11 protein-coding genes are annotated in these 13028 nt (G+C 65.2%); 8 read left to right on the top strand and 3 right to left on the bottom strand.

Annotated features, from left to right (window positions below):
• Window positions 1-541: 541 nt before the first annotated feature.
• On the top strand, window positions 542-2329 hold the full coding sequence (locus MF134_RS22095; RefSeq protein ID WP_255341580.1) for an SLC13 family permease: 1788 nt from the start codon (window positions 542-544) through the stop codon (window positions 2327-2329).
• 86 nt (window positions 2330-2415) lie between these two features.
• On the opposite strand, the gene rpsP is transcribed toward MF134_RS22095, so the two are convergent.
• The 3 genes from rpsP to ffh are packed head-to-tail and all read right to left on the bottom strand — an operon-like array spanning window position 2416 to window position 4739.
• On the bottom strand, window positions 2416-2814 hold the full coding sequence (gene rpsP / locus MF134_RS22090) for a 30S ribosomal protein S16 (protein WP_255341579.1): 399 nt from the start codon (window positions 2812-2814) through the stop codon (window positions 2416-2418).
• Window positions 2815-2829: 15 nt separating this feature from the next.
• A complete protein-coding gene (locus tag MF134_RS22085; RefSeq protein ID WP_255341586.1) occupies window positions 2830-3120 on the bottom strand; it encodes a chorismate mutase in 291 nt (96 codons plus the stop codon).
• A gap of 50 nt (window positions 3121-3170) precedes the next feature.
• Window positions 3171-4739 (bottom strand): signal recognition particle protein, encoded by a 1569-nt coding sequence (gene ffh, locus MF134_RS22080; protein WP_255341578.1) that lies wholly within the window; start codon window positions 4737-4739, stop codon window positions 3171-3173.
• A gap of 534 nt (window positions 4740-5273) precedes the next feature.
• Here ffh and MF134_RS22075 point away from each other — a divergent pair.
• From MF134_RS22075 to ftsY, 7 genes are all read left to right on the top strand, one after another.
• Window positions 5274-6278, top strand: a complete 1005-nt coding sequence (locus MF134_RS22075) for a cytochrome-c peroxidase (RefSeq protein ID WP_255341585.1) — start codon at window positions 5274-5276, stop codon at window positions 6276-6278.
• A gap of 685 nt (window positions 6279-6963) precedes the next feature.
• Complete coding sequence (locus MF134_RS22070) at window positions 6964-8043, top strand: endonuclease/exonuclease/phosphatase family protein (protein WP_255341577.1); 1080 nt, start codon at window positions 6964-6966, stop codon at window positions 8041-8043.
• 142 nt (window positions 8044-8185) lie between these two features.
• The gene (locus tag MF134_RS22065; protein ID WP_255341576.1) at window positions 8186-8887 is read left to right on the top strand and encodes a LysM peptidoglycan-binding domain-containing protein; all 702 of its coding nucleotides are present in this window, start codon (window positions 8186-8188) and stop codon (window positions 8885-8887) included.
• Between the two features lie 265 nt (window positions 8888-9152).
• Complete coding sequence (dapF, locus tag MF134_RS22060) at window positions 9153-10055, top strand: diaminopimelate epimerase (RefSeq protein WP_255341575.1); 903 nt, start codon at window positions 9153-9155, stop codon at window positions 10053-10055.
• On the top strand, window positions 10055-11380 hold the full coding sequence (mtaB, locus tag MF134_RS22055; protein WP_255341574.1) for a tRNA (N(6)-L-threonylcarbamoyladenosine(37)-C(2))-methylthiotransferase MtaB: 1326 nt from the start codon (window positions 10055-10057) through the stop codon (window positions 11378-11380). Before dapF ends, mtaB begins: the two co-directional genes overlap by 1 nt.
• Window positions 11373-11693 (top strand): hypothetical protein, encoded by a 321-nt coding sequence (locus MF134_RS22050; protein WP_255341573.1) that lies wholly within the window; start codon window positions 11373-11375, stop codon window positions 11691-11693. Before mtaB ends, MF134_RS22050 begins: the two co-directional genes overlap by 8 nt.
• Complete coding sequence (gene ftsY / locus MF134_RS22045) at window positions 11627-12997, top strand: signal recognition particle-docking protein FtsY (protein WP_457590046.1); 1371 nt, start codon at window positions 11627-11629, stop codon at window positions 12995-12997. Before MF134_RS22050 ends, ftsY begins: the two co-directional genes overlap by 67 nt.
• Window positions 12998-13028: the final 31 nt, after the last annotated feature.

Genomic DNA, 13028 nt, shown 5'->3' with positions numbered 1-13028 from the left:
TTCACTCCCTTTTCGAGGTTTGCACCTCCCTGGGATAACTGATGCCGCCAGACCTTCGAGACATCGTCATCCTCGGGCTTGTCCCGAGGATCTACTGCCGGCGACGCACCAGAACCTCGCCAGTGCTCCTCCTCCAACGGACAGCTCTACGAACATCTCGCGGTGGATCCTCGGGACAAGCCCGAGGATGACGGCGCCGAGGGACAAGCGCCTGGCGACCAGTCACGTGCAAGATGCACGATTGACCGGCGCTTATGCATCAAGGGTGTGCTCCCATGCGGTTGCATGAGGATCATGGCTCTGCCCCAAGGAGCCGCCGGAACGGTAGAGGACCTCTTCCCCGGCTTCATGAGACCCGCTAAAAAGGCGGTGTTTCGGATCCCTGTCCTCGGTGCATAAAGCCTAGCAGGACCGAAACGGATCTGGCGGAGCCTTTCTTCCGCGATTTCCGGCGACTGCCGCGGCACGCCCGGCGGTCTTCGCTCGCGCCGGCGAGTCGGCCCGGCGACCCTCGGGCGCTCTGTGACGGCAGAACGCTTTCATGCTCCTTCAAACCCTCGGGCTTTCCGCCTATTCGGCCGAGATCGCGCTCGGTCTCGTCCTTCTTCTTTTCGCGGTCTTTGCGAGCGAACGGTTCAAACCGGAAGTGGTCGCGATCGCCGGAATGGCGGCGACGCTCGTTCTCGGCTTAATCGATTCCAAGACGATGGTCCAGGCCTTCGCCAACAGCGCGCCCTGGACGATCATCGCCATGTTCATGCTGAGCGGCGCACTCGTGCGCACCGGCGTGCTGGCAGAGATCGCCGGCAAACTCACCAGTCTCGCCGGCCGGAGCCCAGGCCTGACGGTCGTGGCCTTCCTCGCGATCACGATCGTCGCCTCGGCCTTCGTCAACAACACGCCCCTCGTCGTGATGATGATCCCACTTGCCGCCGGCCTCGCCCGGGCGATGGGAGACAACCCGTCACGACTCCTGATGCCCCTCTCCTTCGCGGCGATCCTGGGCGGCACCTGCACGCTGATCGGCACCTCGACCAACCTTCTCGTGGACGGTGTCGCCACCGAGGCCGGACTGGCGCGCTTCTCGCTCTTCGAGATCACGCCGGTGGGCATCGTCGTCGCGCTGGTGGGTGGTGCCTATCTATCCTTCGCCTACCGCACGCTGATTCCCGAGCGAACCAACCCCTCCGGTCTCCTGGAGACGAAGCGCCGTTCGCGCTTCCTGGTCGAGGTCCTGATTCCGGTTGGCAGCCCCTATGTCGGCAGGAAGAGCGACGAGATCGCCTTTTTCGCCGGCGCCGATCGCCGGGTGATCGACGTCGTTCGCGGTGATCTCTCGCTGCGCCGCGAACTGCCCGTCGTCCTGCAGCGCGGCGATATCGTCGTCCTGCATTCCGATCAGGCGACGCTTCTGGCGCTGCGGGAGAGGAAGGGGGTCGATTTCACCGGAGAGCACGAGTTGGAGCCGGTGGGAAGCCGCGCGAGCATCGTGGTCGAGACGCTTCTCGCGCCGCAGGCCCGGCTGATCGGCCAGACGCTCCGCGACGCCCGGCTTCGCCGACGCTATGGCGTCTACCCGATCGGCCTGCATCGTTTCGGCGAAAATCTGGGCCAACGTCTGGAGGAGATGCCGCTTCAGGTCGGCGACACGTTGATGCTCGAGGGCGCGCCGGAGGATCTGCGGCGGCTCGCCGACGATCAGAACCTCGTCAATCTGAACGAGCCGTCCGAGCGCGCCTTCCGACCGTCCCGCGCGCCCTTCGCGCTCGCCGCCCTGCTCGCCGTCATCCTCGGCAACGCGCTCGGTCTCATGCCGATCGCAGGCCTCGCCTGGATCGCGGTCGCCTTCGTGCTTCTGACCCGCTGCATCGACTCCGACGAGGCGATCGCCTCGGTCGACTGGGGGATCATCCTCCTGATCTTCGCCATGCTGACCATCGGCAAGGCGCTGGAAACCGCCGGCAGCGCCGGACTCGTGGTTTCGGCACTGGAGCCTTATCTGCGCGGTCTGCCGGCCTTTCTGGTGCTCGCCGCCGTCTATGTGCTTGCCTCGACCCTGACAGAGATCGTCACCAACAACGCGGTCGCCGTCGTCGTCACGCCGGTCGCGATCGGTCTTGCGAATACACTTGGCCTCGACCCGCGACCCTTCGTCATCGTCGTGATGTTCGCCGCAAGCGCGAGCTTCGCGACGCCCATCGGCTACCAGACCAACGCGCTCGTCTATTCCGCCGGCGGCTACCGCTTCATGGATTTCATCAAGGTCGGTGTCCCGCTCAACGTGCTGGCCGGGATCGCTACGGTCGCCGCGCTGTCGCTGCTCTGGTAGCGCTGGCATGGCCTTGAAAAAGAAAACGGGCGGCGCCGTTTCGGCACCGCCCGTTGCAAGATTGCCTGGCATGAAAAGCCGGAGCCTTACTCGGCAGAGGCTTCCTCGCCGGAGGTCTGGGATGCAGCCTCGGCAGCAGCGGCCGCGGCGTCTTCCTCGCGCTGCTTGCGCTCGGCTTCGCGCTCCTGAGCCTTCTTGCCCGGCTCGGCCTTCTTCGGGTTGTTGCGCTGCGGACGGCTGGCAAGGCCGGCCTTGTCCAGGAAGCGCAGCACGCGATCGGTCGGCTGGGCGCCCTCGCCGAGCCAATGCTTGATGCGGTCCTCGTTCAGCGTGACGCGCTCGGCATCCTTCGGCAGCATCGGGTTCCAGGCGCCGAGCTGCTCGATGAAGCGGCCGTCGCGGGGCGAACGGGCGTCGGCGACGACGATGTGATAATAGGGGCGCTTCTTCGAGCCGGCTCGGGCGAGACGCATTTTCAAAGGCATTTCGATTCTCCTGCTTCAAGGGGTCATGCCGCGTTCGGCGGCGATGGCTTCGTGGTGACGAATCACTTCCTTGATGACGAAGTTCAGGAAGGTCTCCGCAAATTCGGGATCGAGATCGGCCTCGTCGGCAAGCCGGCGAAGCCGGGCGATCTGCTCTTTCTCGCGAGCCGGATCGGCCGGCGGAAGATCGTGTTCGGCCTTGAGCGCGCCGACCGTCTGCGTGCAGCGGAAGCGCTCGGCCAGCATATGGATCAGAGCCGCATCGATATTGTCGATCGACTTCCGGAGCCTCTTGAGCTCGGCCATCGGATCAACGGTTCCGAGTTTCGCGCCGGAAAGATTGGTGTCCATCGGCGTCATTTCTTCTTGCCCGGCAAACCAGGGAGACCCGGGAACCCGCCGCCGGGCATCCCCGGCAGGCCGCCGGGCCCGCCCGCTCCGGGAGGCATTCCCTTCGACAGGCCGGGCATACCACCGCTCTGCGCCGCCTTGGCCAGCGCTTCAAGTTCCTTCGGATCCATCTTGGAGAGATCCGGCATGCCGCCGGGCATGCCACCGCCGCCGGGCCCGCCGAGGCCCATGCGGCCGGCGAGACCGCCCATCATCTTGCCCATCATGCCGCCCTTGCCCTTGCCCATGGACTTCATCATGTCGGCCATCTGGCGGTGCATCTTGAGCAGCTTGTTGATGTCGGCAGAGGACGTGCCGGAGCCCGCCGCGATGCGCTTCTTGCGGCTGTGCTTCAGAATGTCGGGCTGCGAACGCTCCTTGGCAGTCATGGACGAGATGATGGCGAGTTGGCGCTTCAGCATCTTGTCGTCGAGGCCGGCGGCCGACATCTGGTCCTTCATCTTGCCCATGCCGGGCATCAGGCCCATCATGCCGCCCATGCCACCCATCTTCTGCATCTGGCGGATCTGATCGGCGAGGTCGTTCAGGTCGAACTTGCCGGCCTGCATCTTCTTGGCCATCGCCGCGGCCTTTTCCGCGTCGATGTTCTCGGCCGCCTTTTCAACGAGCGAGACGATGTCACCCATGCCGAGAATGCGGTCGGCGATGCGCGAAGGGTGGAAGTCCTCCAGCGCATCCATCTTCTCGCCGACACCGATCAGCTTGATCGGCTTGCCGGTGACGGCGCGCATGGACAGCGCCGCGCCGCCGCGCCCGTCGCCGTCGACACGAGTCAGCACGATCCCGGTGATCCCCACGCGCTCGTCGAAGGAGCGGGCGAGATTGACGGCGTCCTGACCGGTCAGCGAGTCGGCCACCAAGAGGATTTCATGGGGCTTCGAGCGGGCCTTGATCTCGGCCATCTCGACCATCAGCGGCTCGTCGATATGGGTGCGACCGGCGGTATCGAGAATGACCACGTCATAGCCGCCGAGACGCGCGGCCTGTTCGGCGCGCGAGGCGATCTCGACGGGGCCCTGCCCCGGAATGATCGGCAGTGTGGCGACGGAGGTCTGTTCGCCGAGGACCTTGAGCTGCTCCTGCGCGGCCGGGCGGCGCGTGTCGAGCGAGGCCATCAGGACCTTTTTCTTCTGGCGCTCGGTCAGCCGCTTGGCGATCTTGCCCGTCGTCGTCGTCTTGCCCGAGCCCTGAAGGCCGACCATCATCACGACCACCGGCGCCGGGGCGTTGAGGTCGATCGGCACCTGGGTTTCACCGAGTGTCGCGATCAGCTCGTCATGGACGATCTTCACGACCATCTGGCCGGGCTTGATCGACTTCAGGATTTCGGCGCCGACGGCCTTCTCGCGCACGCGCTCGGTGAAGCCCCTCACGACATCGAGCGCGACGTCGGCTTCCAGCAGCGCCCGACGAACCTCACGCAGCGCCGCGCTCACATCCTTTTCGGAGAGCGCGCCGCGGCCCGTGAGGCCGTTCAGGATGGACCCGAGGCGGTCCTGCAGTGAATCGAACATCAAGCTTCCTTCCGTCCTTCCGGTATCGACCGGAAGGTGGGGCAAACAGCGCCGGCTCGCAAACCCTCACGCACAAAACATGATCGCATCCGCGGGCGAATCTCGCTGGCGGATGTTGACCTCCGGGCGGCTCGTGCTTCCTGCAGGGAAAACCTGTCAGGACGAGGGGCCCGGTCGGCGGGTCGCGGACGGCATGTCGCGGATTTGCGGCAGCTTCAAACAGGAAGGCGGCCGAATGTCAAGGTTTGCCCTGACCGGGCCTACCCGAGACCATCCCCCGAAATCCTGGATGACCCTGGTCGCGACGCGAGGCGACACGCGTGACGTCTGCCTGATCATCGCTCCGACTCAACTCGCTATTGTGGCTTGGAATATCTCCAAACTCTTTGAGCGAGATCAAAGTCGCCACCTCACGAGACCGTTATGGTGCGATTGTAAATAAGCCTTCCATTCACTCAGTAGGAATTTTGCGAGGTTGTCATGCACAGGACATTGAACGCGTTGCTCTCTGCCGCCGGCCTGTCCCTGGTCTTCATGGGCACGGCCTCAGCTCAGGACTTGCGCGAGCAGGCCGTCTCGGTGTTCGAGCCACTGCCCTCGACCATCCCCGCCGTGACCGACAACCCGATCACCGAGGAGAAGATCGAACTCGGCAAGGCCCTGTTCTTCGATCCGCGCATGTCGGCGTCGGGCGTGTTTTCCTGCAACTCCTGCCACAACCTCGCGACCGGTGGCGACGACAATCTCGAGACTTCCATCGGCCATGGTTGGCAGAAGGGGCCGCGCAACGCGCCGACCGCCCTCAACGCGGTCTTCAACGAGGCGCAGTTCTGGGACGGACGCGCCGAAGATCTCAAGGCCCAGGCCAAGGGACCGGTGCAGGCCGGCGTCGAGATGGCGAACACGCCGGAGAACGTCGTCGCGACGCTGAAGTCCATGCCGCAATATGTCGAATGGTTCGAAGCGGCGTTCCCGGAAGAGGGCGACCCGGTAACGTTCGACAATTTCGCCAGAGCGATCGAGGCCTATGAGGCGACGCTGCTGACGCCCGCACCCTTCGACGCCTATCTCAACGGCAACGAGGCGGCCCTCGACGAACAGCAGAAGGCCGGTCTCGCCACCTTCATCGACAAGGGCTGCGCATCCTGCCACAGCGGCATAAATCTCGGAGGCAATGGCTATTATCCCTTCGGCCTGATCGAGAAGCCGGGTGCGGAAGTTCTGCCAGAAGACGACAAGGGACGCTTCGCGGTGACCGAGACGGCCGACGATTCCTACGTCTTCCGTGCCGCGCCCCTGCGCAACATTGCCCTTACGGCGCCCTACTTCCATTCGGGCAAGGTCTGGGATCTGAAGCAGGCCGTCGCCATCATGGGCACCTCGCAGCTCGGCGAAGACCTCACCGACCAGGAGGTGGAGGACATCGTCGCCTTCCTCGACTCGCTGACCGGCCAGATGCCCGAGGTGAGCTATCCGGTGCTGCCGGCGGAGACGGCCTCGACCCCGCGGCCGAGCGAGGACGTCGTGCCGGGGCAATAGGCCTGAACGCTCACGGCATGCTTGAGCCGCCGCTACGCTCTGCTTGCGTGGCGACGGCGACACTGAGCGACGCCCCTTTCGGCCGGATTGTCCGCTCGAAAGGGGTGTTTGACGTTTCCGCGCCGCCATGAGCGAGCGGGCATTCCTGAACGGTTCCTTTGGCCCCTTGGACGAGGGCCGTGTCGACGATCCTCGCAACAGTGTCTTCGGCGCCCCGTGCCCGACAGGCAAAACAAGGCACGATCGGCAAAGGTCGAATGCAAGCCGGAGCGCGAACGACGTCGAAGCAGCAAAAATCTCTCTAGGCCTTCCACTCCACAGTGCGACGGAACGACAGAGCGCCAGAGGGGACACCTCAGTCAGAAAGTTGTCGGTGTTCGTCACCGGTCGGGCTCGGCGTCAGCAGGTTGCCCGACAGTTGAGACAAGAGACACTTTCGCTCGCTCAACGCCCCACTGCGAGCGGAGGGTGGGACTAGCGCGGTCGCGAGACCGCGCTGTCTCGCGTTGTGGATCGGTTTGTTTCCTCGCCGAGCGTGCTCGTGACGCGAAACATGGAACGATTGTGGCGGCGGCCTATTTCCACGCCAGAGCAGCGTGGGGTTTCCTGACAAAGCCCCGCGTCGTTGTGTCCCGCCGCCGGGAGTTTCCTGGTCAAGAGAAACCACCCCACGCTCTGACGCTCAATGATCTATGTTCTCGGCTTCCTCACAGCCGTCCTCGCCGTGGCGACGGCCCTGCCTTTCCTGCGGATCTCCCACGGGTTTGTCCGCGTCTGCTCGTTTCCGCGCCTGCAGATCCTGGCGCTCGCGGCGCTCCTCGCCGTTCTCTCGTTCTTGCTGATCGAAGGCTCAGGGAAATGGTGGCTGGCCGGCATTCTCGCCATCGTTGCGATCGTGCAGATCGCCTGCATCGCCCAGTTCTCGCCGCTGCGCTCGACCCAGTCGCAGCGCTACGAGGGCGATCCGAACGGCCCCGGTACATTCTCGATCCTTTCCTACAACGTCAAAATGTCGAACCGGCGCTATGAAGACGCAGTCCAACTGGTGCGACGTGAAAAGCCCGATCTCGCGCTCTTCATGGAGGTGGACGAGGGCTGGGCGAAGGCGCTCGAACCGCTGGGCGAAACCATGCCGCACGTGATCTCGCGGCCGCTCGACAATTCCTACGGCATGATCCTCTATTCCCGGCTCGAACTCTCCCACGTGCGGATCGCCGAACTCGTCATGGAGGACGTGCCCTCCTTCATCGCCCGGGTCACGCTTCGCCCGGGCCGGGACTTCCGGCTTTATTGCGTTCACCCCGAGCCGCCGGTTCCCTACGCGGATTCCGCCGGCCGGGACGCCGAACTCGTCAAGGTCGCGCGCCTGGTCGACGCGGACGAACTGCCGGCGATCGTCTGCGGCGATCTCAACGACGTGGCCTGGTCGCATACGACGCGGCTCTTCCAGCGCGTCTCGCGTCTCCTCGACCCGCGCGTCGGCCGCGGCTTCTACAACACGTTCGACGCCCGTTATCCGCTGCTTCGCTGGCCGCTCGATCACCTGTTCCACAATGCCCGTTTCGACTACATCGAGATGAAGCGGCTGCCGCATATCGGCTCGGATCACTTCCCCATCTATTTCAAGATGGCACTCACCCGCGACGCCGACGGTGCGGAATACCCGCAGGAGCCCGACCAGGCAGACAGTGCCGAGTGCAAGGACATCATGCAGGACTCCCGCGAACTCGATCGCGACGCGATCGGCACCGACTGGGAGAAATAGCGCGTCGGCATCCTGTGCCGCCATTCTCGGCGGCGGATTCGGCCCAGGTGCAGGCCGGCTGCGGAACGCCGCCATTCCCTCGGCATTGAAGAAGCAGGCATGGCCCCATGCCGGAAAATTGCCGAAAGCGGGAGATGATGGAATGTGGAAAGCAGCACTTCTGGCGAGCGGCCTGACGCTCGCGCCGATCGGTGCAATGGCGCAATCCGCAGGAGATGGAACGGGCTGCGGGAGCGAGGTCGAGGTTCAGCCGGGCGACACGCTGAGCACGATCGCCTCGCGCTGCGATGTCACCGAGGGGCTGATTCTTCGGGCCAACCCACGCATCGACGGCTCCGCCGATCTGCGGGTCGGACAGACGGTCAGTCTCACCGGGCCCATGGACCGGCTGAAATCCTTCGCCAGCGAGGCCGGCCGCCAACTGGGCGACACCGCCTCCGAGGTGGGTTCGTCGGTGCGATCCTCGATCGAAGGATTCCTGGCCGACAATCCCGACATCAGCGACAACATCCGCAATCTGGGTCAGTCGATTACCGACCTGACCACAGGCGACGGAAACGCCGAAGTCTCGCTTCAACCGCAAAGCGGCGAGCCGGGCTCGACGGTGACGGTCACGGCGAGCGGCCTTCCCGCCGATCAGCCGGCCGTGATCGCAGGAGGAACGCCCGGCACGGCCTTCTCCGTTCTCGAAGAGACCCGGACCGGTCAGGACGGCACCCTGCGGGCGGCGATCATCATTCCGGACGATCTCCCGCAGGATGCCGGGAGCTACCAGATTTCCGTGCGTGCCGAAGACGGCTCATGGAAGGCGGCGGCACCGCGGTTCTCGTTCTCGACGCCCTGACAGGCGCGCAGACGCCCCGCGGAGCGGCCTCTTCGAGCTCGGCCCGGCGTGCGCCCGCTCCGGAGTCCTGGCTCACTTTCCGAAAGGCAAGAGGATCGGCGCGAGCGCGGGCGAAATCGTCGGCACAGGGAAACCCTTGAGAGGAAGTTCGCCGACAGTACGCTTGTTTTCGTTGCCGCGCCACAAGCGTGGCGCCCTCCCCACCTTTCATTCCCAAGGCCGATCGGCCATATAGCGCTGCATGGAACAGACGGCGCTAGCATCGATGGACGGATCGAGCGTTTCCTTCGCGCGCATGAACGGTTGCGGCAACGAAATCCTCGTCGTGGACATGCGGGAATCCAAGACCCGCATATCCACGGCGGCTGCGCGCGCGCTCGCGGAGGATCCGGCCACGCGGTTCGATCAGATAATGGCGATCCATGCGCCCCGGATCGACGGAACCGACGCTTACGTCAAGATCATCAATCGCGACGGGTCGGAGGCCGAAGCCTGCGGCAACGGCACGCGCTGCGTCGTCCAGGCGCTCGCCGCTGAAACCGCCAAGACGCAATTCACCTTCGAGACCCGGGCCGGCCTCCTCTTGGCCGAAGAGCATGAGGACGGCAGGATCTCCGTCGACATGGGCAAGCCGCGCTTCGGCTGGCAGGACATCCCGCTGGCGGAGGAGTTCCGCGACACCCGCGCCATCGAACTGCAGATCGGGCCGATCGACGCGCCGGTCCTGCACTCGCCTTCCGTCATGTCCATGGGCAATCCCCATGCGATCTTCTGGGTGAAGGGGGACGTGAACGATCTGGCGCTCGACCGGTTCGGCCCGATCCTCGAAAACCATCCGATCTTTCCCGAGCGCGCCAACATCTCGATCGCCCAGGTCACAGGCCCGACGAGCCTCACCATGCGGACCTGGGAGCGCGGTGTCGGGCTGACGCGGGCCTGCGGCTCGGCCGCCTGTGCCGCCGCCGTTTCCGCCGCGCGCACGAGGCGCACCGGCCGCACCGTCGCCGTCACTCAGCCGGGCGGCACGCTGACGATCGAATGGCGCGAAGACGACCATGTGGTCATGACCGGTCCCGCCGAATGGGAATGGTCCGGCCGGCTGGACCCCGAGACCGGAGCCTTCACCCGCGACGATCCCGTCGAAACCGAGACGCGGGAACTCGGCTGATGGGCGTCGAGATCGTCTCTTTCGGCTGCCGGCTCAACACCTATGAGTCGGCAGTCATGAAGCGCGAAGCGGAGGAAGCCGGCCTCGGCGCCGAGGCGCGCCCCGCCATCGTCTTCAACACCTGCGCGGTCACCGCCGAAGCCGTGCGCCAGGCCCGCCAGCAGATCCGCAAGGCGCGGCGCGAGAATCCGGACGCGCAGATCGTCGTCACCGGCTGCGCCGCCCAGACCGAACCCGACCGCTTCGCCGAAATGGCGGAGGTGGACGCCGTCATCGGCAACACGGAGAAGCTTGCCGCCGAGAACTATCGCAAGCTGCCGGATTTCGGCGTCTCGGCCGAGGAGAAGGTCCGCGTCAACGACATCATGAGCGTGACCGAGACCGCCGGCCACATGATCGATGCGATCGAAGGACGCGCGCGGGCGATCGTCCAGATCCAGAACGGTTGCGACCATCGCTGCACCTTCTGCATCATCCCCTATGGCCGCGGGAACTCGCGCTCGGTGCCGATGGGTGCCGTGGTCGATCAGATGAAGCGTCTGGTGGACAGCGGCTACAACGAGGTGGTTCTCTCCGGCGTCGACATGACGAGTTGGGGCGCCGACCTGCCCGGCCGGCCAAGGCTCGGCGATCTTGTCCAGACGATCCTGCGCCGCGTGCCGGACCTTGCCCGGCTGCGGCTTTCCTCAATCGATTCCATCGAGGCCGATCCGGCGCTGGTCGATGCGATCGCGTCGGAACCGCGTTTCATGCCGCATCTCCATCTCTCGCTGCAGGCCGGCGACGACATGATCCTGAAGCGCATGAAGCGACGGCACAGCCGCGGCGATTCCATCCGCTTCTGCGCCGAGATGCGGGCGAAGCGCCCGGACATCGTCTTCGGCGCCGACATCATCGCCGGGTTCCCCACCGAGACCGAGGCGATGTTCGAGAATTCGCTGAAGCTCGTCGAGGAATGCGGGCTGACCTTCCTGCACGTCTTCCCCTTCAGCCCGCGCGCGGGAACACCGGCCGCGAAGATGCCGCAGCTTGCAAAGCCGGTGATCAAGGAACGCGCCGCCCTCCTGCGTGCCGCAGGCGAGATCGCCCACGAAGCGCATCTTCAAAGCCGGGTCGGCACCCACCAGAATATCCTGATCGAGCGGGAAGGCCTTGGCCGCGCCGAGGATTTCACCCTGTGTCGGATCGACGCCGGCCTCCCCGGGAGGATCGTCGACACTATGATTACCGGTATCGCCGATGGCGTCCTGACCGGAGTGCCGACGCTGACCGAAGGTTCTGCCCGGCCATCCTCGAATGAAAGAACGAACGACAGTCATGGCTGAGAAAAAAGGCTTCTTCCGGCGCATCTTCTCCTTCGGATCGGCGAGCGAGGAAGCACGCACGCCCGAGAACGGACAAACACCGCGCCCGACCGACACCGAACTCGGACGGCCGGAAGCCCCGGATCCGGAGGTTCGCCCCCAGGCGGCCGCCCATTCGGTGGCCGATTCCGAAGCGGGTGCCGATCTGTCCGACGATACCGGCGGCATCACCCCACTTTCCGAAGTGGCCGAGCCGAAGCCCGAAACATCGAACGTGCCCGAAACAAGCGGCGAGGCTCAAAAAAAAACGCTGATGCGCAGTCGCTGGACCTAGAAGACCCGGAAGACGACAGCGATTTCTCCTTTCTCGACAAGGAACCGGAGCCGGTCGAAGCCGACGGTGACTTCACCTTTCTCGACGAGCCGGTAGAGCCGATCGAAAGCGAGACGCGCGAGCCGTCACAGGACGCCACCGAAACCGCCCCCGACGTAGCCCCGGCAACGCCGGACGATCATCTCGGCGTCGAGCCGGCCGAGCCCGGCGAGGACGAGGCCGACTTTTCCTGGCTCGACGAGGAGTTGCCGCCGGAAGAGGAGGACACGCCTTCCTCCACTGCCGTTGCGCCTCAGCCACCCCGCGCGCCGATGCCGGACGATGCCGGCTTCCGCCTGCGCGAGCGAGCCGAGCCGACACCCGGCCCCGCCGAAGCGCCGCGGACGTCCTGGGTGCAGCGCCTGCGCGAAGGTCTGTCGCGGTCCTCGAACCAGCTGTCCGGCTCGATCACCTCGCTCTTCACCAAGCGGCGGCTGGACGAGGACACGCTGCAGGATTTCGAGGATGTCCTGATCCAGGCAGACCTCGGCGTCGAGACCGCGATGCGCATCACCGACCGCCTGTCGGAGGGTCGTTTCGGCAAGGAGATTGCCGGCGCCGAAGTCCGTCGCATCCTGGCGGAGGAAATCGAGAAGACGCTCGATCCGGTCGCCCTGCCGCTGGAACTCGATCTCGAAAAGAAGCCGCATGTCATCCTGGTGGTCGGCGTCAACGGCACCGGCAAGACGACCACGATCGGCAAGCTTTCGGCGAAACTCACCCGCGCCGGCCTCAAGGTGACGCTCTGCGCCGGCGACACCTTCCGCGCGGCCGCGGTAGAGCAGTTGAAGATCTGGGGCGAGCGCACGGGCGCTGAGGTCGTCGCCAAGCAGATCGGTGCCGACGCGGCGGGGCTTTGCTACGAGGCCTATGACCGGGCTTTGGAAAACGACTCCGACGTCCTGATCATCGACACGGCCGGCCGCCTCCAGAACAAGGCCGAGCTGATGGCCGAACTGGAAAAGATCAACCGCGTGCTCGCCAAGCGCGAGCCGGACGCCCCGCACACCGTCCTCCAGACCCTCGACGCGACGACCGGCCAGAACGCGCTCAGCCAGGTCGAGATCTTCCGCAACGTCTCCGGCGTCAATGGCCTGGTCATGACCAAGCTCGACGGCACCGCCCGGGGCGGCATCCTGGTCGCCATCGCGGCGAAACATCGCCTGCCGGTCTATTTCGTCGGCGTCGGCGAAGGCGTCGACGACCTCGAGCCGTTCAAAGCCCGCGACTATGCCAATGCGATTGCGGGGATCGAGCGAGCCTGACGCGATCGATTCTCCGTTTTCCGATTCAACG

The sequence above is a fragment of the Jiella marina genome, assembly GCF_024359545.1.
Classification (GTDB): Bacteria; Pseudomonadota; Alphaproteobacteria; order Rhizobiales; family Rhizobiaceae; genus Jiella.
Note: the sequence above shows the minus strand (reverse complement) of the source record. Positions and strands in the feature narration are given on the sequence as shown.

Excerpts from the sequence above, each read along its gene's own strand:
- MF134_RS22095 (WP_255341580.1), top strand. The coding sequence starts at position 542 with ATGCTCCTTCAAACCCTCGGGCTTTCCGCCTATTCGGCCGAGATCGCG.
- rpsP (WP_255341579.1), bottom strand. The coding sequence starts at position 2,814 with ATGCCTTTGAAAATGCGTCTCGCCCGAGCCGGCTCGAAGAAGCGCCCC.
- MF134_RS22085 (WP_255341586.1), bottom strand. The coding sequence starts at position 3,120 with ATGGCCGAGCTCAAGAGGCTCCGGAAGTCGATCGACAATATCGATGCG.
- ffh (WP_255341578.1), bottom strand. The coding sequence starts at position 4,739 with ATGTTCGATTCACTGCAGGACCGCCTCGGGTCCATCCTGAACGGCCTC.
- MF134_RS22075 (WP_255341585.1), top strand. The coding sequence starts at position 5,274 with ATGGGCACGGCCTCAGCTCAGGACTTGCGCGAGCAGGCCGTCTCGGTG.
- MF134_RS22070 (WP_255341577.1), top strand. The coding sequence starts at position 6,964 with ATGATCTATGTTCTCGGCTTCCTCACAGCCGTCCTCGCCGTGGCGACG.
- MF134_RS22065 (WP_255341576.1), top strand. The coding sequence starts at position 8,186 with ATGTGGAAAGCAGCACTTCTGGCGAGCGGCCTGACGCTCGCGCCGATC.
- dapF (WP_255341575.1), top strand. The coding sequence starts at position 9,153 with ATGGACGGATCGAGCGTTTCCTTCGCGCGCATGAACGGTTGCGGCAAC.
- mtaB (WP_255341574.1), top strand. The coding sequence starts at position 10,055 with ATGGGCGTCGAGATCGTCTCTTTCGGCTGCCGGCTCAACACCTATGAG.
- MF134_RS22050 (WP_255341573.1), top strand. The coding sequence starts at position 11,373 with ATGGCTGAGAAAAAAGGCTTCTTCCGGCGCATCTTCTCCTTCGGATCG.